We start from the raw sequence: 19,591 nt of genomic DNA on the forward strand, positions 1-19,591 counted from the left end.
ATGCCGAACCGTGACGAGCGACCGACGTGGCTGCGGCGCGCCCCCGGTGCGCAGCCGCGCATCTCCTTCGGCGCCGACTACAACCCCGATCAGTGGCCGCGCGAGGTCTGGGACGAGGATGTCGCGCTCATGCGCGAGGCGAACGTCGACGTCGTCTCGGTCGCGATCTTCTCCTGGGCCAGGATCCAGCCGGCCCGCGACCGCTGGGATCTCGACTGGCTGGACGAGGTCATGGACCTGATGGCCGCGAACGGCATCGGGGTGGACCTCGCGACCGCGACGGCGTCGCCGCCGCCCTGGCTGACGGCCGCGCACCCCGAGGTGCTGCCGGTCACGCGCGACGGCAGCGTGCTCTCGCAGGGGGGACGGCAGCACTGGCGCCCCACCTCGCCGGTGTTCCGCCGCTTCGCGCTCGAGCTCGTCGAGGTGCTCGCCGAGCGGTACCGCTCGCATCCGGCGCTCGTCGCGTGGCACGTCAGCAACGAGCTCGGCTGCCACAACATCCTCGACTTCTCGGACGACGCCGCGGCCGCGTTCCGCACCTGGCTCGAGCAGCGATACGGCACGATCGAGCAGCTCAACGAGGCGTGGGGCACCAGCTTCTGGTCGCAGCGCTACGGCGCCTTCGCCGAGATCCTCCCGCCGCGGCTTGCCGCATCCTTCCCCAACCCGACCCAGCAGCTCGACTTCGCGCGCTTCTCCTCGAACGCGTTGAAGGATCACCTCATCGCGGAGCGGGAGATCCTCACGCGGATCACCCCGGACGTCCCCGTGACCACGAACTTCATGATCATGGGCGAGATGAAGGGGATGAACTACGCGGACTGGGCCGATGCCGTCGACTTCGTCTCAAACGACCACTACGTCCAGCCCGGGTCGGGTGCGCGCGACGAGCTCGCGTTCTCGGCCTCCCTGACGAGCGGCGTCGCCGGCCACCGCCCCTGGTTCCTGATGGAGCACTCGACGAGCGCCGTCAACTGGCAGCCGATCAACGTCGCGAAGCGACCCGGCGAGATGGCCCGCGATGCGCTCGCGCACGTCGCCCGGGGCGCCGACGCGGTGTGCTACTTCCAATGGCGGCAGTCGCGAGCCGGCGCCGAGAAGTACCACTCGGGGATGGTGCCGCACGCCGGCGCCGACAGCCGGCTGTTCCGCGACGTCGTCGACCTCGGGCGCATGCTGCGACAGCTCGACGAGGTGGCCGGGAGCGAGCCGACCGCGGCCCCCGTCGGGATCGTCTTCGACTGGGAGTCCTGGTGGGCCAGCGAGCTCGACTCCCACCCGACGGACCGGCTCCGCTATCGCCGCGAGGCGCTGGAGTGGTGGCGCGCGCTGCTGGATCTCGGCATCCGCGCCGAGGTCGTGCCCTTCGGGGGCGATCTCTCGCGCCATCGGGTGATTGTCGCGCCGATCCTGCACCTCGTCTCGGACCGCGGTGCCGCGCGGCTGGAGGACTACGTGCGCGAGGGCGGCCACCTCGTCCTCACCTACTTCTCGGGCATCGTGGACGAGCGCGACCAGATCCGGCTCGGCGGCTACCCGGGGGCGTTCCGCGAGCTCCTGGGGGTCCGCGTCGAGGAGTTCGAGCCGCTGCTCGACGGCGAGCGCCTGCTGCTCGACGGCGGGCTCGCCGGCGACACCTGGAGCGAGCAGGTCTCGCTGACCGCCGAGGACGTCGAGGTCCTCCTCTCCTACCGCGAGGCGGGCCGGAACTCGGGGCCCGCGGTGACGCGGCGGGCCGTGGGCGCGGGGAGCGCGAGCTACGTCTCGACGCGCCTGGGCGAGGAGGGCCTGCGCGGGCTGCTCCCGGTGCTCCTCGATGCGGCGGGGCTGGCCTCGGAGCTCCCCGAGGCGCTCCGCGGCCGGGTCGAGCACGCACAGCGAGCGGACGCCGACACCGTCTGGGAGTTCTTCGTCAACCGCACGGACCAGCCCGTCGCGCTCGAGGGCCTTGCCGGCATCCCGATCCTGTCCTCCGGCTCGGACGACCCGGATGTGCTCGCGGCGAGAGGCGTCGCCGTGCGGCGGCGTCCGCGCGATCGCGCCGCGGAGCTGGACGCGGCAGACTGACCGCGCGGCCGACCGGCCGCGCCGCCGACGAGGGAGATGACATGCAGCTCGAGCTCGACCGCAAGGTGGTCATGATCACCGGCGCCGGCAGAGGCATCGGGCGCGCGATCGCCGAGACCTTCATGCGCGAGGGGTCGATCGTCGTCGTGACCGATGTGAGCGAGGAGGCGATCGCCTGGGCCGAGCCCACCCGCACCGCCGCCGGCGTCGCCGGCTCGTCGCTCGTCTGCGACGTCCGCTCGACCGCGTCCGTCCGGGCCGCGGTCGATGCCGTCCTCCAGCGACACGGGCGGATCGACGTCCTCATCAACAACGCCGGGATCCTGGGCGAGGGGCTGATCGAGGACACGGACGACGAGACGTGGAACCGCGTGCTCGACGTCAACGTCACGGGCACCTTCCGCACCTGCCAGGCCGTCATGCCGGCCATGAAGCGGCAGGGCGGCGGCCGGATCATCAACGCCGCGTCCTTCGCGGCGATCGTGCCGAGCGTCGGCAGCGCCGCCTATGCGGCCTCCAAGGCGGCGGTCGTGCAGTTCACCCGGACGCTGGCCGGGGAGCTCGGCCCCTGGGGGATCACGGCGAACGCCTACGCCCCCGGCATGATCCCCACCGACATCAACGGCTTCACCGAGCGGCCCGACGCGGAGCAGTCGCGGCTGCTCGACACGCTCACGCTCCGCCGCTGGGGGGAGCCCGAGGAGGTGTGCGACCTCCTCTGCTTCCTCGCGAGCGACGCCTCCCGCTACATCACGGGGACGCTGCTCGATGTGAGCGGCGGCAAGCTCGCCACGCAGCTGCCGCAGCGCGCCTACGAGATCGCGGGGCGCGCGTGAGGGCCGATGGGCGCCGCGTCGCCTGGGTCACCGGCGCGGGAAGCGGCATGGGGCGCGCGGCGGCCGTCGCGCTCGCCCCGGACCGCCGCGTGGCGCTGAGCGGTCGGCGCCGAGCCGTGCTCGACGAGACCGCGCGGCTGGTCGAGCGCGCGGGCGGGGAGGCGCTCGTCCTCCCGCTCGACACCCGCGACGCCGAGTCCATCGCCGCGGCGCGAGACGAGATCCGCGCAGGATGGGGGAGGGTCGACGAGGTCGTGCTCGCCGCCGGGCTCAATGCGCCGAAGCGCTCGTGGCGCGACCACGCCATGGCGGACGTGGAGGCGATCATCGAGACCAACCTGACCGGGACGATGCGCGTCCTCGACGCCGTCCTGCCCGATCTGCGGGCCGCCGGCTCCGGACACGCCGTCGTCGTCTCCTCCTACTCCGCGTGGCGGTTCTCGCCGCTCGCCGGCGTCGCCTACAGCGCGAGCAAGAGCGCGCTCGCGTCCTTGTGCCAGACCCTCAACGCGCAGGAGGCCGCCGCCGGCGTGCGCGCGTGTCACCTCTGCCCCGGCGACGTCGACACCGAGTTCCTGCGCCTGCGGCCCGAGGTGCCCGGGGAGGCGGCGCGGGCCGCGATGCTGAGCCCCGAGGACGTCGCCAGGGCCATCCGCTTCGTGCTCGACTCGCCCGCGCACGTCCGCCTCGACGAGCTCGTGATCAGCCCGATCTCGCAGACCTGATCGACCTCGGAGACCGCGATGCGACGCGCGTCTCGGGGTCACGGCGGGGCCCGCGTCGTCGATGCCCGCATTCCCGCTGCGGCACGCGTCAGCGGCTCGAGTCGGTCAGCGCAGTGCGAGCACCACGACGATGACGAGCGCGGCGGCGGCCGCGGCGAGCACGGCGCCGGCGGTGGCGCCGATCATGGCCCCGTCGGGCAGGCCGCGCGGGCTCTCGCCCGCGACCAGCGCGCGGTGCACCCGGCGGTAGCGCAGCTGCGAGGCGGCGGCGATGCCTCCCGCCGCGGCGAGGCAGAGCAGCGACGGGACGAGCGTCCACAGGCCGGCCAGATCCGGCAGGATGCGCGCGCCCAGCAGCGCGCCGACGCCCATGGCCAGCGCGGTGCGCCGCCACGCCAGAGCGGTCCGCTCGGGCTGCAGCCCCGCGTCGAAGACGCGGTCGGGGAGGGTCATGCCAGCAGCACCGCGAGCAGCACGAGCACGGCGACGACGGCGACCCCGATGCCGAGCGGCAGGGCGAGGTGGGGCGCGGGGAGCGGGCGCGAGCGGCGCAGAGCCCGCTCCGCCGACATCCACCCGAGCCAGGCCTGGACGGGCGTGGCGCAGCCGAGCACGATCAGCAGCACCGACGCGGCGAGGCGGAGCTGGGGCTGCAGGCCGAGCCCGAGCGCCTCGAGGGCGACGCCGCCCGCGATGAGGGCGAGCGCGGTGCGGATCCAGGCGAGGAAGGTGCGCTCGTTCGCCAGGGTGAAGCGCGCGTCGGGCTCCTCGCCGTCGCGATAGACACGGGCGGGGAAGCGCGCGCGGTCGCTCATGCGCTCGCCTCCTCGCGCCGCGCGACGGAGCGGAAGCCGGTGTTGCTCATCGACGAGTCCGGGGTGTTCGACGAGCGGGCCGCGTTGCGGTAGCGGTTGCAGTAGGAGTCGTGGCAGAGGAACGATCCGCCGCGCATCACCCGCGCCTGCCCGTGGTCGGGGCCGGCGGGCTCGTGACGCGGCGAGACGGCGTAGTAGCCCGCATCCCACCAGTCGGCGCACCATTCCCAGACGTTGCCGACGGTCTGCCAGAGCCCGTAGGCGTTGGGCTCGAAACTGCGCACCGGCGCGGTGGTGAGGTAGCCGTCGTCGAGGGTGTTGGTCAGCGGGAATCGACCCTGCCAGACGTTCATGCGGTGCGGTGCGCCGTCGGTGCCGCCGATCTCGTCGCCCCAGGGGAAGCGGTCGCCGTCGCGCCCGCCGCGCGAGGCGGCCTCCCACTGCGCCTCGGTCGGCAGCGCACGTCCGGCCCAGTCGCAGTAGGCCTTCGCGTCGTTCCAGGAGAGGTGGATCGCGGGGTGGTCGCCCCGGTCCGTGAGATCCGACCCGGCACCGCCGGGATGCCGCCAGTCGGCTCCGCGCACGCCCAGCCACCAGGGCGTTCCGGGCGCCTGTCCCATCACGTCGGACTCGGGGGCGGTGAGCGCGAGGTGGAACACGGCCGAGAAGCCGAAGGTCTCGGCCTCGGTGCGGTAGCCCGTCGCGTCGACGAAGCGGGCGTAGTCGTCGTTCGTGACCGTCGTCGCATCGATCGAGAAGGCGTCGAGCTCGACCGGGTGGCGGGGCGTCTCGCCGTCGCCGCGGTTCTGGTCACCGCGCGCGTCGCCCATCAGGAACGTCTGCGCCGGCACGGTCACCTGCTCGATCCGATGCGGCCTCGCCGACGGCGCCGTCGGCACAGTGCCCGTCGCCGGCGCGGCCATCGCGAGGAACGCGGCACGGCCCTTCGGCGCACAGCAGTCCGCCGCCGACGCGGAGGTGCCGGCATCGTCGAGGTGAGGGGAGCCGTCATGGTCGTGCGGGATCATCACCACCATTCAAGCAGTGCCACAGGCGACGTCCGTCCGATGTGATGAGGCCGTGCGGTGCCAATCCCGATCGGCTCGTCCGAATGCGGACGCGAGCGGCGACCGTGCCTGGAGAACAACGAAGTCCCCTGGAGATCCAGGGGACTCGGTGGTGCCTCCGACCGGTGTCGATCCGGTGACCTTTCGATTCTTCGTCAGATCGGGATGACGGGAGGTCGGACCTTTGGCCTCGAATTCTCACAACTCCCTCATCACCGCGGCCCGCTGTGATCGCAGTCGGCGCTTGGAGCGTGTCCGGCTTGTGTTTGCGTTGTGTCCGCTCGGATCCGATCGCGAACCTGGCACCGAGTTCGATCGCCGGATCGCGGCTGACCGATAGCGAGTCGGGCCCTTTTCCGCTTCGAGCCGGCGAGCAAACACCGAGATCTGATGCTCGAGTTCAGCGAGCCTCACGCAGTCTCGACTGGTGGGCGAGAATGGTCGGGCCAGAGGGGGATGATGTCCTGTGTCGAGCGAAGCCGAAGCGCTGACGCTGGTAGAGCTACGCTCACTATTGCTCGATTGGACCGTCGACGCTGCTGACCGCGCGCAAGTCGATCAGTACGTACGCTCGCTCAGCGTGCAGGATATTCAGCTCCATGCGGTTTCGACTGAGTGCCTGCAGAGCACGTACCGGCGGCGCTCGCGGCGCGACACCTCAGTCCTCGGACTGCGGGAGTTCTGCCGGAAGCTCGAGGTGACACGGCAGAGCGAAGTTCTCTACGGCATGGTCAGTACTGATGCGGCGGTGCTGAGCATTTGGCTGAGTACACCTGGCCGTTCGCTGATTGGCGCCACATTCGGCCGCGTGCAACATCATCGCCAACTCTGATCGCTTGCGCTCGGTAGGGCGGTCACCGGTTGTCGCCACCTCTCTCGAACGCGGCGGGTGGATGGTTCGCAAAGGGCTCGATGGCACTTCACGGGCTCCCGCACGCGACTCCGCGGTCACCAGTCTGAGTCGCATCGGGACCGCGGAGCTACATCACCGAGCAGCCGTCGGCCGCGGGCGAGCGCTCAGGCGGTGGGATAGGCGGTCCGGCTGACGGTCAACCGTTCCCCGCTCCCGTGCGCTCCCATGTGAGCACATGTGGGGACTGTTCGTTCTGGACGAGGTGCATCACCCACCCGACGAGCTCGCCAGATGCTCTCCGCACCGATGCGACTCGACCGTATTCATCGGCGGAACGCGAGAACCCCCGCCTGAGCGGGGGTTCACCCGGTGCCTCCGACCGGCGTCGATCCGGTGACCTTTCGATGCTCAGTGATTTCGGGGTCGCTTATTTTCGCACTGTGTCCATAGTGTCGGCTCCATTCTGACCAGGGATTTTCCCGGTGGTCGCAGTTGCTCTCAGTTCGTTTAGTGGCCGAAACTGGCCCGGATATGGCCCGGGGTCGGCAGGTCCGCCACTCGCCGTTGTGTTCGATTTTTTCGTTTGTCCCCGTAGGATAGGAACCATGAGCACCTCGACCGACACACCACGCGGCGCCCGCAAGGCACAGACCTACCTCCCCGAGGCCGGCGCCCGCGAGGAGATTCTCGACTTCGCCGAGTTGATGCGTGAGCTCGAAGTCTTCCTCTCGCAGAACTCGTCCAAGGCGGCGCTCGTCGATCCCCAAGGCAACGCCCGTCCTATCCCGGATGAGATCTTTCGCATCCTCGATCAGGTGACGAACGCGCTCGCCGCAGGCGAGGGCATCACGATCGTGCCACAGGGCATGACCATGACGACGCAGCAGGCCGCGGACTTCCTCGGCATCAGCCGCCCGACGCTGGTCCGCCTCCTGGAGGCGGGCGATATCGCCTACGACAAGCCGGGCCGCCACCGTCGCGTCCGGCTGGAGGACTTGGTCGCGTACCAGGCGAGCTTCCGCGCTGAGCGTCGCGCTGCGCTGCGCGAGTTGCAGCGATCCAGCCTCGGGGCGAAGTTGCAGGTCGGTCACCCGGCCGATGTCAAGCGTCGTTCGGAGCTGGACGCTGAGTGAGCTTTCCCGCGTTCTTCGACACCAACGTTCTCTACGGGGCGCTGCTCAACGACTTCATTCTCGAACTCGCTGATCGTGGACTGTTCCGGCCACTGTGGTCGAAGGATGTTCTGTTCGAGTTAGCGAAGAACCTCGTGAAGAACGGCGAGGACCCGGCGCTCGTTGCCAAGCGCGTCGGCACAATGGAACGCTACTTCACCGACGCGATGGTCACCGGCTACGACGACCTGGTGCCCACGATGACGAATGACGAAAAGGATCGGCACGTGCTCGCCGCCGCCGTCCGCGGCGGCGCCGAGGTACTCGTGACCTTCAACACGAAGCACTTCCCTGCGGAGGCCGTCGAACCGTTCGACCTCGAAGTCGTCCACCCCGAGGGCTTCCTCCTGGATCAGCTGGATCTCTACCACGCGCCGACGCTGCGCGCCTTGGTCGAACTTGTTGAGGGGTACGACTCCCCGGCGATGACCGTCGACGACTTCCTGCTCGCACTCACCCGTGCCGGGGTGCCGAAGTTCGTGGATGCGGCCCGGTCGAAGCTCTACTGAGCATTCCGCTGATTGTTGACGGCTGGTCGATCGCGGACCTGCAACGAACCCGCCGATCGGCTCCAACCCGCGTGTTCTCAAGGGTTTCTGGCGTCTGCCTTTATTGATGGCTTGTTGACGGAGGCCCTGGTCGCCCGAAGAAGATCGGGTCGTCGTGGCTGCCGATATGGTCGAGCAGCGCTTGCACGTTCTTGGTCGGGCGTCTGCGCTGGTACTCATGGAACTTGAGGTTCCGGTCCCGCCAATAGATCGACCTCAGTCCGGTCGAGATGGTGTAGCGCAGCCGAGCGATCGGGAATCGGGTGTCCTCGCCGATCCCGTTCCACGGCGGGCGGACCTCCACGATGTCGACGTGGAGTGTAGACACGTCCGCCTCGACCTTTGCCCGATCCCAGAGGTGCTCCGGCCAGATCCTGCGACACCGCAACTGGATGCGATCGAGGTCAGCTTCCGGCAGGGCCATGCCCTATTCCTATCAACCGTGCCGTCACAACCCGGGCCCTGGGGTCGCCGGAGTCGACCCCCGGACGGGAACTGTTCGGCCAGAGCGGGGGTGCAGCGCGAGCGCCCAGGCGAACCGCCAATGCAACTTCAGCGCCACGCCCTACGTGAATAACGCGAATCGCACATAGTTGCTATCGCGTATGCGCGGCCGATGCTCAGATCGCTTGCGAGGGCGCCGGTCACAGCCTTTGAGAGGCCGAGCGACCGTCGCTTCGTCGTCGACTCCCCGATCGGAGCGCCCCGTCCTCGGTGTGGGCGATGTACTGGGAGAGAACGTCTCCCCAAAGTACGCGAACGCTTTCAGCATGCGAGATGGGCAAGCACGCATGTCGCATTTGCTGACGACGGCGGCTCGTTCAGCTTCCCGCCGCGTTGCTATGGCGCATGATCTGGGCTGAGGGAGCGCCTCCTCGCGCGTCGGCTACACCATCGGCTACACCTAGAGTGCGGGTGGCGACGACTCGCCTGTTATTACGGTGCCTCCGACCGGCGTCGATCCGGTGACCTTTCGATTTTCAGTCGAACGCTCTACCAACTGAGCTACAGAGGCTCGGGACTGCAAGACAGTGCCCGGATGGAGAAGAACCCCTCCGTGAAGAGGGGTTCCGCTTCCGCGACCCTGACGGGACTTGAACCCGCGACCTCCGCCGTGACAGGGCGGCACGCTAACCAACTGCGCCACAGGGCCTTGCTGTTCGGACGCCTCGCGGCATCCTTGTTCAATTATATGGCTGTCGTCGACCTCAACCGAATGTGACCCCAACGGGATTCGAACCCGTGCTGCCGCCGTGAAAGGGCGGTGTCCTAGGCCACTAAACGATGGGGCCGTGTCGTGCGGCACAGCAACCGAGGGTCAAGCATACGGGCGGCGAGTCCGAAAAGCGAATCGAGCGGGAGGCGGATTCCGCGGCCCGACGAGGACGGCCGCGTGCCGCGGATTCGGCGTTTCCCGGCGAATGAGCGCGGCATCCCGCAGGCGCGGGGTTAGGTTCAACCTGTCGTCGAGACTTCGCGGAACCCGGACGCGTGCATCGCGCCGGCGTCCGGGACGCCATGACGGCCGGCATCCCCGTGAGCACGGGCCTGGGCGTGAACCGGCCCTGTTGCTACTGTGGTTGCTGTTGTCAATGTGATGAACCGCCCGCGCGCGGCGACGACGAACCGGGGAACGATGCACGACGACACGAGCTGGGGGGCTCGCGGCCGCACGGCGAGCCGCGACCGCACCGCGACCGATCGACCCCGCAGCACCGCGCTCCGCACCGTCGCGCCCCGCGGCCGCGCGCGCCTCATCGCCTTCGCCGCCGCCCTCATCCTCCTCCCGGGCCTCGGCGTCGCCGCCGCGCCGCCCGCGCCGGCCTTCGCCGCCGACTACCCGAGCTGGTCCGACGTGCAGCGGGCCGTGAAGAAGGAGTCGAACGCGCGCGGGCTCATCAAGCAGATCCGCGCCCAGCTCGCCGTCCTCACCGAGAAGGCCGAGAAGGCCCAGGCCGAGGCCGAGAAGCGCGGCCTCGAGTTCAACCAGGCGCAGGAGGCCGCCGACGAGGCCGCCTACAAGGCCGAGCAGCTCCAGACCCAGGCCGACGCCGCCGAGAAGGAGGCGCGCGCCGCCCAGAAGCTCGCCGCCCGCCTCATCGCCGCGAGCGCGAAGGTCGGCGGCAGCGACCTCACCGCGAACCTCCTCGGGCAGGGCTCGAGCGCCGCCACCGACGACCTCCTCTACAAGCTCGGCGCGATGGACAAGATCACCTCGCGCTCCAACGGGATCTACACCGAGGCCGTGCAGCTCCAGAACTCCGCCCAGTCGCTCAGCGACCAGGCCGTCGAGGCGAAGGACGAGCGCGACCGCCGCCAGGCCGCCGCCGAGAAGGCGATGAAGAAGGCGCAGGCGGCGAGCGAGGCCGCCGCGGCCGCCGTCACCGAGCAGCAGGCGAACCAGAACCGCATGGAGCAGCAGCTGGTCGTGCTCGCCGCACGCCGCAAGGCGACGCAGAAGGACTACCGGAAGGGTCTCCGCGAGCAGTGGGGATCCGGTGCCGCGGGCGCGGTGAGCGCGTCCGGCTGGGCGCGCCCCGCCTCCGGCTACATCTCCTCCAGCTACGGGATGCGACTCCACCCGATCTACGGCTACTACAAGCTGCACTCGGGCACCGACCTCGCCGGCCAGGGCTGCGGCGCCCCGATCTACGCGGCGCACTCCGGCACCGTCACCTACGCGGGCCCGAACGGCGACCTCGGCAACTACATCCAGATCCAGCACCCGGACGGCACCTCGACCGGATACGGCCACATCATCGCGGGCGGGATCCGGGTCGGCGTCGGCCAGCAGGTCGGGCCGGGGCAGAACATCGCCCGCGTCGGCTCGACGGGCGGCTCGACCGGCTGCCACCTCCACTTCATGGTCCGGATCGGCGGAGCGCTCACCGATCCCGTGCCCTTCATGCGCGCCCGCGGGGTGCGCCTTGGCTGAGCGCGGAGCGGGAGCGCCCACCCCATGACCGAATCACGCAGACGTCCTCGGGGGACGGCGGCTGCGATCGGCGCCGGCGCCCTCGTGCTCGCGCTGACCACGCCGTCCGCGGCGGTCGCCGTCGACGACTACCCGAGCTGGGATGACGTCGAGAAGGCTCGCAAGAACGAGGCCGACAAGCGCGCGCAGATCGAGAAGATCGAGCGGCTCATCCGCGGGCTCGACCGCGAGGCCGCCGACCTCGGCCGCGTCGCGCTCGAACGCGGCGAGGCGTACCACCTCGCCCAGGATGCGCTCGAGACGGCGACCGCCGAGGCCGACGAGCAGTACGCGGCCGCCGAGGCCGCGCAGCGGGCGGCCGAGGAGTCCCGGCAGCGGGCGGCCGGCGTCATCGCGCAGCTCGCGCGGGCCGGCGGGGGCGACATCACCGCGACGCTGCTCACCTCATCCGCCGAGGACGCCGACCGGCTCCTCGAGCGGCTCGGGCTCATGACGCGGGTCAGCCGCGCCTCCGCCGAGCTGCTGCGCACCGCGATCTTCGACCGCAACGCCGCCGAGCAGCTCGCCGACGGCGCCGCGGCCGCCGAGGACGAGCGCGACGAGCGCGCCCGCTCGGCGAAGGCGCTGCTCAGGGAGGCGGAGGCCGCGGCGAAGGACGCGAGCGGCCGCGCCGCCGAGCGCCGCAAGGCGGAGGCGACGCTCATCGCGCAGCTCGCCCGCCTCAAGGGCACCACGGCCGACACCGAGCGCGGCTACCGCGAGGGGCTCGCCTGGGAGCGCGAGCAGGAGGAGCAGAAGGAGCCGCCCGCCGACCCGGGCGACGGCGACTCCGGCACCCCCGGTGCCCCGCCCGTCGACCCGACGCCGCCCGCCCCGCCCGTCACCGGCAAGGTCGACGGCGCGATCGCCTTCGCGAAGGCGCAGATCGGCGAGCCGTACCGCCTCGGCGGTGCGGGCCCGAACGTCTGGGACTGCTCCGGTCTCACGAAGACGGCGTACGCGAACGTCGGCGTCTACATCGGCACGCACTCCGCGACGAACCAGTACTCGACGATGGCGGCGCAGGGGAGGCTGGTGAAGATCTCGCAGATCAAGGCCGGCGACCTGCTCTTCTACTCGAGCGGCGGCTCCGCCTCGGGCAGCAAGTACCACGTGACGCTCTACATCGGCGGCGGCCAGATGATCGAGGCCCCGTACCCCGGCGAGACGGTCCGCATCCGCGCCGTCCGCTACGGCGACCTCGTCCCCTACGCGGGCCGCCCCACCGGCTGAGCCGCCCCCGCATCCCCCGCCGCCGAATCGCGAGAAGCTCCCGGATCGCGAGTGCGTTCTCGCGATCCGGGAGCTCTCAGCGATGCCGGCGGGCCGGGTGCGCGGGTCAGTGACCGCCGGGGGTGTAGGCGGCGATGCCGGCCTGGACGATCTGCTCGGCCTCGGCGGCATCCCCCCAGCCCTCGGTCTTGACCCACTTGCCGGGCTCGAGGTCCTTGTAGTGCTCGAAGAAGTGCTCGATCTCCTTGCGGGTGAACTCCGGGATGTCGGCGACGTCCTGGATGTGCGCCCAGCGCGGGTCCTTCGCGGGCACCGCGATGACCTTCGCGTCGGAGCCGCCGTCGTCCGTCATGTTGAAGACGCCGACCGGGCGCACCTTCACGCCGACGCCCGGGAAGAGCGGGTAGTCGAGGAGCACGAGCACGTCGACCGGGTCGCCGTCGAGGCCGAGCGTGTTCTCGAAGAAGCCGTAGTCGGTCGGGTAGACGAAGCCGGTGAAGAGCACGCGGTCGAGGAACACACGGCCGGTCTCGTGGTCGACCTCGTACTTGTTGCGGCTCCCCTTGGGGATCTCGATGACGGCGTCGTATGCGGCCACGCGGCGGCTCCTTCGATGATGTCGGCGGTGCGGCAGCCGAGTCGGCCGCCGGGAACACGGTATCCGATGCCTCCGGGGCGTCGCGGGCGGGCCGGCCTCGATAGTGTCGAGCCGTGACCGACACCGCGCCCGACGCCGCCCCCGCGGGCGACCGCCGTCCCCGCCTCACCCCGCCCATGGCGGATGTGCGCCGCGCCGTGCGCGAGCTGCTCGAGGAGCGCGCGCTGCCGGAGGGCTCGCTCGTGCTCGTCGCGCTGAGCGGCGGGCCCGACTCGCTCGCCCTCGCCGCCGCGACCGCCTTCGAGGCGCCGCGGGCCGGCCTCCGCGCGGGCGCCGTCGTCGTCGACCACGGCCTCCAGGAGGGCTCGGCCGAGGTCGCCGAGCGCGCCGCCGGCCAGGCGCGCGAGCTGGGCCTCGACCCCGTGCGCGTGCGGCGGATGCCGCCCTCCGACGGCGCGCGGACCGGCAGCCTCGAGGCCTTCGCCCGCCGCGGCCGCTACCGCGAGATCGAGGCGGTCGTCGCCGAGACGGGTGCGCGCGGCGCGCTCCTCGGGCACACCCGCGACGACCAGGCGGAGACCGTGCTGCTCGGGCTGCTGCGCGGCACCGGCCCCGCGGGGCTCGGCATGGACCGCGTGGCCGGGCTCCGCTGGCGGCCGCTGCTCGGCATCCCCCGTGCCGCGACCGTGCAGGCCTGCGCCGACCAGGGGCTCGAGCCCTGGGACGACCCACACAACCTCGAGCGCCGCTTCATGCGGGCGCGCGTCCGGCACGAGGTCATGCCGGTGCTGGTGCGCGAGCTCGGCGAGCAGATCCCGGCCTCCCTCGCGCGCGCGGCCGAGCTGCTGGGCGAGGACGCCGAGGCGCTGGATGCGATGGCCGAGGAGGTCATGGAGGATCTGGTCGAGCTCGAGGAGGCCGGGCTCTCGATCGGCGCGGCCGCGCTCGCCGCCAACCCGGCGGCGCTGCGGCAGCGCATCATCCGCCGCGCGGTCGAGGCGGAGTTCCATGTCGCGCTGAGCCGGGCGCAGACGCTCGAGATCGCGCGTCTCGCGACCGGATGGCACGGGCAGGGCCGCCTCGACCTGCCGGGCTTCACGGCCGAGCGCTCGGGGGGCCGCATCCACCTCATCTCCTCGACCTCGGGGGAGCTGACGGGCGTGCGGCCGCCGCACGACCATTAGGCTCGGAAGGACGCTCCCGACACCCCACCGGAAGGCTGCTGATGGACTCCGCCGACATCGCCGACGAGCTCACCGAGGTCCTCGTGACCGAGGCCGAGATCCGCGAGAAGCTCGCCGAGCTGAGCCGCAGGATCGAGCTCGACTACGCCGGGAGGAACGTGCTCCTCGTCGGCGTGCTGCGCGGCGCCGTCATGGTCATGGCCGATCTCGCGCGCGAGCTCAAGATCGACATCGAGATGGACTGGATGGCGGTCTCCTCCTACGGCTCCGGCACGAAGTCGAGCGGCGTGGTCCGCATCCTCAAGGACCTCGACACCGACCTCCAGGGCCGCCACGTGCTCATCGTCGAGGACATCATCGACTCCGGCCTCACGCTGAGCTGGCTGCGCCAGAACCTCGGCAGCCGCGGCGCCGAGTCGGTGGAGATCTGCGCGCTGCTCCGCAAGCCGGACGCCGCGAAGGTCGAGGTGGACGTCCGCTACCTCGGCTTCGACATCCCGAACGAGTTCGTCGTCGGCTACGGCCTCGACTACGCGGAGCGCTTCCGCAACCTGCGCGACGTCGCGATCCTCGCGCCGCACGTGTACGCCTAGGCGGGTCGCCGCGGGCGACAGCACGCCCCCAGCGAACACCCGGATCCCGTCGAGACTCGGCGCGGTAGCCTGACTCCACATTCTTCCCAGGGAGGCGTCGGGCCCAGCCCGCACATCATGGACTTCAAGCGCATTCTTCGCGGGCCGATCATCTACATCGTGCTCGCGGTCATCGTGCTCTGGGTGGGCTTCAGCCTGCTCACCGGCTCCGGCTACCGCGAGATCACCACCCAGCAGGGGCTCGAGCTCCTCAAGGGCTCGACGGTCAGCGAGATCAAGACGGTCGACGGCGAGCAGCGCGTCGACCTGAAGCTCAAGGAGAGCTTCGAGGACTCCGGCACCGACTTCGGCACGCAGGTGCAGTTCTACTACGTGGCCCCGCGCGGCGACGCGGTGATCGAGGCGATCGACGGCAGCAAGGCGGAGTTCGACGACGAGGTCCCGCAGACCAACTGGTTCACGAGCTTCCTCGGCCTGCTCCTGCCGTTCCTCATCATCGGCGTCATCTTCTGGTTCCTCCTCTCCTCCATGCAGGGCGGCGGCAACCGCGTCATGCAGTTCGGCAAGTCGAAGGCGAAGCTCGTCTCGAAGGAGAGCCCGCAGGTGACCTTCGCGGATGTCGCGGGCAGCCAGGAGGCGGTCGAGGAGCTCCACGAGATCAAGGACTTCCTCAAGGACCCGGCCAAGTTCCAGGCGGTCGGGGCGCGCATCCCCAAGGGCGTGCTCCTCTACGGCCCTCCCGGCACCGGCAAGACGCTGCTCGCGCGCGCCGTCGCGGGCGAGGCGGGCGTGCCCTTCTACTCGATCTCGGGCTCCGACTTCGTGGAGATGTTCGTCGGCGTCGGCGCGAGCCGCGTCCGCGACCTCTTCGAGCAGGCGAAGCAGAACTCGCCGGCGATCATCTTCGTCGACGAGATCGACGCGGTCGGACGCCACCGCGGCGCCGGCCTCGGCGGCGGGCACGACGAGCGCGAGCAGACGCTCAACCAGCTCCTCGTCGAGATGGACGGCTTCGACGTGAAGACGAACGTCATCCTCATCGCGGCGACGAACCGCCCCGACATCCTCGACCCGGCGCTGCTGCGCCCCGGCCGCTTCGACCGCCAGATCGGCGTCGACGGCCCCGACCTCAACGGCCGCAAGCAGATCCTCGAGGTGCATGCCAAGGGCAAGCCGATGGCGAAGGGCGTCGACCTCGAGGTCCTCGCGCGCAAGACCCCCGGCTTCACGGGCGCGGATCTCGCGAACGTGCTCAACGAGGCGGCGCTGCTCACGGCCCGCGCCGACGCGCAGCTCATCGACAACCGCGCCCTCGACGAGGCGGTGGACCGCGTCATGGCGGGCCCGCAGCGCCGCACGCGCGTCATGAACGACAAGGAGCGGCTCATCACCGCGTACCACGAGGGCGGCCACGCGCTCGCGGCGGCGGCGATGCGGCACACCGACCCGGTCACGAAGGTGACGATCCTGCCGCGCGGCCGCGCCCTCGGCTACACCATGGTGCTCCCGCTTGAGGACAAGTACTCGGTCACCCGCAACGAGCTCCTCGACCAGCTCTCCTACGCCATGGGCGGCCGCGTCGCGGAGGAGATCGTGTTCCACGACCCGACGACGGGCGCCTCGAACGACATCGAGAAGGCGACCGCGACGGCCCGCAAGATGGTGACCGAGTACGGGATGTCGTCCTCGATCGGCGCGATCAAGCTCGGCCAGTCGCAGGGCGAGGTCTTCCTCGGCCGCGACATGGGCCACCAGCGCGACTACTCGGAGGATCTGGCCGAGAAGGTCGACCAGGAGGTGCGGCTGCTCGTCGAGCAGGCGCACGACGAGGCCTGGCAGGTGCTCAACGACAACCGCGACATCCTCGACCGGCTGGCCCGCGAGCTGCTCGAGAAGGAGACCCTCGACCACAACCAGCTGGCCGAGATCTTCGCCGACGTGCGCAAGCTGCCCGAGCGCCCGCAGTGGCTCTCGAGCGACAAGCGACCGCTGAGCGACCTCCCCCCGGTCGAGATCCCGACGAAGGCCCCGGTCGACCCGGAGGCCGTCGACGGCGCCGTCGACTCCGGCGAGTCCGGCGGCTCGGCTCCCGCGCGCACCCCCCGCCCCCGCGGCAACCCCGGCCTCTCGCCCGCCTGAGCGATGGCGATCGACCCGGGGCGCATCGAGGCGGCCGTGACCGAGCTCCTGCTCGCGATCGGCGAGGAGCCGGCGCGCGCGGGGCTCGCGTCGACCCCGCGGCGCATCGCGCAGGCCTACGGCGAGTACTTCGCGGGACTCGACGAGGACCCGCTCGACCACCTGCGGGATGCGACCGAGCTGGATGCGGGCGTCGGCGAGCTGGGCGAGCTGGTGCTGCTGCGCGACATCGGGTTCCGCTCCGTGTGCGAGCACCACCTCCTCCCGTTCACGGGGACGGCGCACCTCGCCTACGTGCCGCGTCATCGGATCGTCGGCCTCGGGAAGCTGCCCCGCGTCGTCGAGACGCTGAGCTCGCGGCCGCAGCTCCAGGAGCGGCTCACGGAGGAGATCGCGGACGCGCTGCAGGAGGGCCTCGACCCGCTCGGCGTGCTCGTCGTGCTCGACGCGCGCCACGGCTGCGTGACCTCCCGCGGCGTGCGCCAGTCGGCCTCCTCGACCGTGACCCTCGCCTCCCGCGGCACCCTCTCGCATCCCGTCGAGCGAGCTGAGACGATGGCCCTCATCGGGAGGAGCACGTGATGGAGGCTGCGGGCGGGGGCTCGGACGCCTGGGCGCCGCGGATCATGGGCATCCTCAACGTCACGCCGGACTCCTTCAGCGACGGCGGCAGCTACGAGGACGTCGGCCGCGCGCTCGCGCACGCGACCGAGCTCATGGAGCAGGGCGCCGACATCATCGACATCGGCGGCGAGTCGACCCGCCCGGGTGCCGAGCGCATCGACCCGGAGGACGAGCGGCGGCGCGTGCTGCCGGTGGTCCGGGAGCTGGCCGACCGCCGCATCCCCGTCTCGATCGACACCGTCAACGCGGGCACGGCGGCGGAGGCGGTCGCGGCGGGCGCGCTCATCGTCAACGACGTCTCGGGCGGCCTCGCCGACCCCGGCATGGCGGAGGTCGTCGCCGACTCGGGCGTGCACTTCGTGGCGATGCACTGGCGCGGCGCCGCCGGCCTCGAGGCGAGCTACGGGGATGTGGTGCGCGAGGTCCGCGAGGAGCTGCGGGAGCGGATCGCCGAGCTCGTCGTCGCCGGCCTCCGGCCCGAGCAGATCATCATCGACCCGGGCCTCGGCTTCGCGAAGGACGCCGAGCACAACTGGGCGCTCCTCGGCCGCCTGCCGGAGCTCGTCGGGCTCGGCCACGGCGTCCTCGTCGGCGCCTCGCGGAAGCGCTTCCTCGGCGCGCTGCTGCCGGAGGGCGCCGCGATGCGCGAGCGGGATGCGCCGACCGCGGTCGTGAGCGCGCTCGCCGCGCAGGCGGGCGCGTGGGCGGTCCGGGTGCACGACGTCCGCGCGACGCGCACCGCGCTGGACGTCTGGACGGCGTGGGAGCGGGGCCGACTCGGCATCCGGCCCGAGGAGGGCGGCGCGTGAGGGAGCTCGACGAGATCCGCCTCACCGGGCTGCGCGCCAGGGCCCACCACGGGGTCTTCGAGCACGAGCGGCGCGACGGGCAGGACTTCGTGATCGACGTGGCGGTGCACCTGCCGCTCGCGCCGGCCGCCGCGGGCGACGAGCTCGCCGCGACCGTGCACTACGGCGTGCTCGCCGAGGAGGTCGTCGCCGCGGTCGAGCGCGACCCGGTCGACCTCATCGAGACCGTCGCCGAGCGGGTCGCCGGCGTCGCGCTCGCGCACGAGGCCGTGCAGCGCGTCGTCGTGACGGTCCACAAGCCGCAGGCGCCCATCGCGGTGCCCTTCGAGGACGTCGCGGTGACGATCACGCGGAGCCGCGCGTGACGGGGGAGCGGGAGGCCGTGATCGCGCTGGGCGCGAACCTCGGCGACCGGGAGGCGACCATCCGGGCGGCGCTCGCCGAGCTCGACCGGGCGGACGGCCTCCGCATCCTCGACGTCTCGCCGCTCGCCGAGACGGCCGCGCTGACCCCCCGGGGCGTCGACCCCGGCAAGCCCGCCTACCTCAACGCCGTCGCGATCGCGGCGACCGCCCTCGCGCCGCTCGAGCTGCTCGACGTGCTCGCCGCCGTCGAGACCGCACACGGCCGGGTGCGCGCCGAGCGGTGGGGCGACCGCACGCTCGACCTCGACCTCGTGCAGCTCGAGGGCGTCGAGCTCGACACCGAGCGCCTCACCCTCCCGCATCCGCGCGCCGCCGAGCGGGATTTCGTGCTCGGCCCGTGGGCCGCGGTGCGGCCGGATGCCGTGCTCGCCGGGCACGGGCCGGTCGCCGAGCTGCTCGCCGGGCTGTCGGCCGGGAGCCGCCCGTGAAGCGCACCCGCCCCCTCGCCCTCGTGTCGCTCGGCGCGATCGGCGTCGCCGTCGGCTTCCTCCTCGAGACGCTCCTCGTCGCGGGCGGGCGCCTGCGCTTCGAGCCGCCCGTCACCCTGCCGATCGCGCTCGTCCTCATCGGCGGGCTCGTCGTCGCCGCCGCCGTGCCGGTCTGGCGCTCGACCCGCGGCGAGCCGGACGAGCGGCGCCGCCGACGCGTCGACCCCTTCTACGCGACCCGCGTCGTCGTGCTCGCGAAGGCCTCCGCGCTGGGCGGCGCGCTGCTCACCGGCGCCGCCGTCGGCATCCTCGCCTGGCTCCTGACGCGCTCCGTGCTCGCCGGGGTAGGGTCGACGGTGATGGCCGCGGCGGCGGCGGTGGGGGCCCTGCTCCTCCTCGTCGCGGGCCTCGTGGCCGAGCACCTGTGCACGGTCCCGCCGGACGACGACGAGCCGGGCGGGCCCGGCGCGGCCGCCACCTAGCGAGACGCCCAGCAGG

The 19,591-nt window shown here is 71.6% G+C and carries 21 protein-coding genes and 3 tRNA genes; 16 read left to right on the forward strand and 8 right to left on the reverse strand.

From position 1 onward, the window contains the following. From OF852_RS11510 to OF852_RS11520, 3 genes are read left to right on the forward strand one after another with little or no spacing between them, the layout of a single operon-like run. Complete coding sequence (locus tag OF852_RS11510; RefSeq protein WP_271119303.1) at positions 1–2,070, forward strand: beta-galactosidase; 2,070 nt, start codon at positions 1–3, stop codon at positions 2,068–2,070. Between the two features lie 41 nt (positions 2,071–2,111). After that, complete coding sequence (locus tag OF852_RS11515) at positions 2,112–2,906, forward strand: SDR family NAD(P)-dependent oxidoreductase (protein ID WP_271119304.1); 795 nt, start codon at positions 2,112–2,114, stop codon at positions 2,904–2,906. Further along, the gene (locus OF852_RS11520) at positions 2,903–3,631 is read left to right on the forward strand and encodes an SDR family oxidoreductase (RefSeq protein WP_271119305.1); all 729 of its coding nucleotides are present in this window, start codon (positions 2,903–2,905) and stop codon (positions 3,629–3,631) included. Before OF852_RS11515 ends, OF852_RS11520 begins: the two co-directional genes overlap by 4 nt. Before the next feature lie 105 nt (positions 3,632–3,736). Here the strand turns inward: OF852_RS11520 and OF852_RS11525 are convergent, their stop codons facing one another. The 3 genes from OF852_RS11525 to OF852_RS11535 are packed head-to-tail and all read right to left on the reverse strand — an operon-like array spanning position 3,737 to position 5,474. After that, a complete protein-coding gene (locus tag OF852_RS11525; protein ID WP_271119306.1) occupies positions 3,737–4,084 on the reverse strand; it encodes a DUF202 domain-containing protein in 348 nt (115 codons plus the stop codon). Continuing rightward, on the reverse strand, positions 4,081–4,446 hold the full coding sequence (locus OF852_RS11530) for a YidH family protein (RefSeq protein WP_271119307.1): 366 nt from the start codon (positions 4,444–4,446) through the stop codon (positions 4,081–4,083). The genes OF852_RS11525 and OF852_RS11530 overlap by 4 nt, the downstream gene beginning before the upstream one ends. After that, a complete protein-coding gene (locus OF852_RS11535; protein WP_442908627.1) occupies positions 4,443–5,474 on the reverse strand; it encodes a formylglycine-generating enzyme family protein in 1,032 nt (343 codons plus the stop codon). Before OF852_RS11535 ends, OF852_RS11530 begins: the two co-directional genes overlap by 4 nt. A gap of 505 nt (positions 5,475–5,979) precedes the next feature. On the opposite strand from OF852_RS11535, the gene OF852_RS11540 reads away from it, so the two are divergent. The 3 genes from OF852_RS11540 to OF852_RS11550 all read left to right on the forward strand — a co-directional run bounded on the left by OF852_RS11540 (position 5,980) and on the right by OF852_RS11550 (position 8,047). Further along, positions 5,980–6,345 (forward strand): hypothetical protein, encoded by a 366-nt coding sequence (locus OF852_RS11540; protein WP_271119308.1) that lies wholly within the window; start codon positions 5,980–5,982, stop codon positions 6,343–6,345. A 626-nt stretch (positions 6,346–6,971) separates the two neighbouring features. Then, the gene (locus OF852_RS11545; protein ID WP_271119309.1) at positions 6,972–7,499 is read left to right on the forward strand and encodes a helix-turn-helix domain-containing protein; all 528 of its coding nucleotides are present in this window, start codon (positions 6,972–6,974) and stop codon (positions 7,497–7,499) included. Then, on the forward strand, positions 7,496–8,047 hold the full coding sequence (locus OF852_RS11550) for a PIN domain-containing protein (protein WP_271119310.1): 552 nt from the start codon (positions 7,496–7,498) through the stop codon (positions 8,045–8,047). Before OF852_RS11545 ends, OF852_RS11550 begins: the two co-directional genes overlap by 4 nt. A gap of 100 nt (positions 8,048–8,147) precedes the next feature. Here the strand turns inward: OF852_RS11550 and OF852_RS11555 are convergent, their stop codons facing one another. The 4 genes from OF852_RS11555 to OF852_RS11570 form a co-directional block, all read right to left on the reverse strand. Further along, positions 8,148–8,510 (reverse strand): DUF3024 domain-containing protein, encoded by a 363-nt coding sequence (locus OF852_RS11555; RefSeq protein WP_271119311.1) that lies wholly within the window; start codon positions 8,508–8,510, stop codon positions 8,148–8,150. Between the two features lie 518 nt (positions 8,511–9,028). Then, a tRNA-Phe gene (locus tag OF852_RS11560) sits at positions 9,029–9,101 on the reverse strand. Between the two features lie 64 nt (positions 9,102–9,165). Beyond that, positions 9,166–9,239, reverse strand: a tRNA-Asp gene (locus OF852_RS11565). A gap of 66 nt (positions 9,240–9,305) precedes the next feature. Then, positions 9,306–9,378: transfer RNA gene (locus tag OF852_RS11570), tRNA-Glu, on the reverse strand. A 344-nt stretch (positions 9,379–9,722) separates the two neighbouring features. Between OF852_RS11570 and OF852_RS11575 the strand changes: the two genes are divergently transcribed. Continuing rightward, positions 9,723–11,021, forward strand: coding sequence for a M23 family metallopeptidase (locus OF852_RS11575; protein ID WP_271119312.1), 1,299 nt, complete (start codon positions 9,723–9,725; stop codon positions 11,019–11,021). Between the two features lie 24 nt (positions 11,022–11,045). Then, positions 11,046–12,293 (forward strand): C40 family peptidase, encoded by a 1,248-nt coding sequence (locus OF852_RS11580; protein WP_271119313.1) that lies wholly within the window; start codon positions 11,046–11,048, stop codon positions 12,291–12,293. Positions 12,294–12,399: 106 nt separating this feature from the next. On the opposite strand, the gene ppa is transcribed toward OF852_RS11580, so the two are convergent. Then, positions 12,400–12,891 carry an inorganic diphosphatase gene (ppa, locus tag OF852_RS11585; RefSeq protein WP_271119314.1) on the reverse strand — a complete coding sequence of 164 codons (492 nt, stop codon included), beginning with the start codon at positions 12,889–12,891 and terminating at the stop codon, positions 12,400–12,402. A 176-nt stretch (positions 12,892–13,067) separates the two neighbouring features. On the opposite strand from ppa, the gene tilS reads away from it, so the two are divergent. The 8 genes from tilS to OF852_RS11625 all read left to right on the forward strand — a co-directional run bounded on the left by tilS (position 13,068) and on the right by OF852_RS11625 (position 19,575). Then, complete coding sequence (gene tilS, locus OF852_RS11590) at positions 13,068–14,075, forward strand: tRNA lysidine(34) synthetase TilS (RefSeq protein WP_271121170.1); 1,008 nt, start codon at positions 13,068–13,070, stop codon at positions 14,073–14,075. 41 nt (positions 14,076–14,116) lie between these two features. Continuing rightward, the gene (hpt, locus tag OF852_RS11595) at positions 14,117–14,668 is read left to right on the forward strand and encodes a hypoxanthine phosphoribosyltransferase (protein WP_271119315.1); all 552 of its coding nucleotides are present in this window, start codon (positions 14,117–14,119) and stop codon (positions 14,666–14,668) included. A gap of 117 nt (positions 14,669–14,785) precedes the next feature. Then, positions 14,786–16,807, forward strand: coding sequence for an ATP-dependent zinc metalloprotease FtsH (ftsH, locus tag OF852_RS11600; protein ID WP_271119316.1), 2,022 nt, complete (start codon positions 14,786–14,788; stop codon positions 16,805–16,807). Between the two features lie 3 nt (positions 16,808–16,810). Beyond that, positions 16,811–17,389, forward strand: a complete 579-nt coding sequence (gene folE / locus OF852_RS11605; protein ID WP_271119317.1) for a GTP cyclohydrolase I FolE — start codon at positions 16,811–16,813, stop codon at positions 17,387–17,389. Beyond that, positions 17,389–18,240 (forward strand): dihydropteroate synthase, encoded by an 852-nt coding sequence (gene folP, locus OF852_RS11610; RefSeq protein ID WP_271119318.1) that lies wholly within the window; start codon positions 17,389–17,391, stop codon positions 18,238–18,240. The genes folE and folP overlap by 1 nt, the downstream gene beginning before the upstream one ends. Next, positions 18,237–18,605, forward strand: coding sequence for a dihydroneopterin aldolase (folB, locus tag OF852_RS11615; RefSeq protein ID WP_271119319.1), 369 nt, complete (start codon positions 18,237–18,239; stop codon positions 18,603–18,605). The genes folP and folB overlap by 4 nt, the downstream gene beginning before the upstream one ends. Continuing rightward, positions 18,602–19,093: a 2-amino-4-hydroxy-6-hydroxymethyldihydropteridine diphosphokinase gene (gene folK, locus OF852_RS11620; RefSeq protein WP_271119320.1), complete on the forward strand. Its 492-nt coding sequence runs from the start codon at positions 18,602–18,604 to the stop codon at positions 19,091–19,093. The genes folB and folK overlap by 4 nt, the downstream gene beginning before the upstream one ends. Further along, the gene (locus tag OF852_RS11625; protein WP_271119321.1) at positions 19,090–19,575 is read left to right on the forward strand and encodes a DUF3180 domain-containing protein; all 486 of its coding nucleotides are present in this window, start codon (positions 19,090–19,092) and stop codon (positions 19,573–19,575) included. Before folK ends, OF852_RS11625 begins: the two co-directional genes overlap by 4 nt. Positions 19,576–19,591: the final 16 nt, after the last annotated feature.

It is taken from the genome of Homoserinibacter sp. YIM 151385 (assembly GCF_027912415.1).
Lineage (GTDB): Bacteria > Actinomycetota > Actinomycetes > Actinomycetales > Microbacteriaceae > Schumannella.

What these genes read in the sequence shown, in the direction of transcription:
- OF852_RS11555 (WP_271119311.1), bottom strand. Translation starts at nt 8,510, where the DNA reads ATGGCCCTGCCGGAAGCTGACCTCGATCGCATCCAGTTGCGGTGTCGC.
- OF852_RS11535 (WP_442908627.1), bottom strand. Translation starts at nt 5,474, where the DNA reads ATGATCCCGCACGACCATGACGGCTCCCCTCACCTCGACGATGCCGGC.
- folE (WP_271119317.1), top strand. Translation starts at nt 16,811, where the DNA reads ATGGCGATCGACCCGGGGCGCATCGAGGCGGCCGTGACCGAGCTCCTG.
- OF852_RS11575 (WP_271119312.1), top strand. Translation starts at nt 9,723, where the DNA reads ATGCACGACGACACGAGCTGGGGGGCTCGCGGCCGCACGGCGAGCCGC.
- ftsH (WP_271119316.1), top strand. Translation starts at nt 14,786, where the DNA reads ATGGACTTCAAGCGCATTCTTCGCGGGCCGATCATCTACATCGTGCTC.
- OF852_RS11580 (WP_271119313.1), top strand. Translation starts at nt 11,046, where the DNA reads ATGACCGAATCACGCAGACGTCCTCGGGGGACGGCGGCTGCGATCGGC.
- OF852_RS11510 (WP_271119303.1), top strand. Translation starts at nt 1, where the DNA reads ATGCCGAACCGTGACGAGCGACCGACGTGGCTGCGGCGCGCCCCCGGT.
- OF852_RS11530 (WP_271119307.1), bottom strand. Translation starts at nt 4,446, where the DNA reads ATGAGCGACCGCGCGCGCTTCCCCGCCCGTGTCTATCGCGACGGCGAG.
- hpt (WP_271119315.1), top strand. Translation starts at nt 14,117, where the DNA reads ATGGACTCCGCCGACATCGCCGACGAGCTCACCGAGGTCCTCGTGACC.
- folP (WP_271119318.1), top strand. Translation starts at nt 17,389, where the DNA reads ATGGAGGCTGCGGGCGGGGGCTCGGACGCCTGGGCGCCGCGGATCATG.
- tilS (WP_271121170.1), top strand. Translation starts at nt 13,068, where the DNA reads ATGGCGGATGTGCGCCGCGCCGTGCGCGAGCTGCTCGAGGAGCGCGCG.
- OF852_RS11525 (WP_271119306.1), bottom strand. Translation starts at nt 4,084, where the DNA reads ATGACCCTCCCCGACCGCGTCTTCGACGCGGGGCTGCAGCCCGAGCGG.
- OF852_RS11545 (WP_271119309.1), top strand. Translation starts at nt 6,972, where the DNA reads ATGAGCACCTCGACCGACACACCACGCGGCGCCCGCAAGGCACAGACC.
- OF852_RS11515 (WP_271119304.1), top strand. Translation starts at nt 2,112, where the DNA reads ATGCAGCTCGAGCTCGACCGCAAGGTGGTCATGATCACCGGCGCCGGC.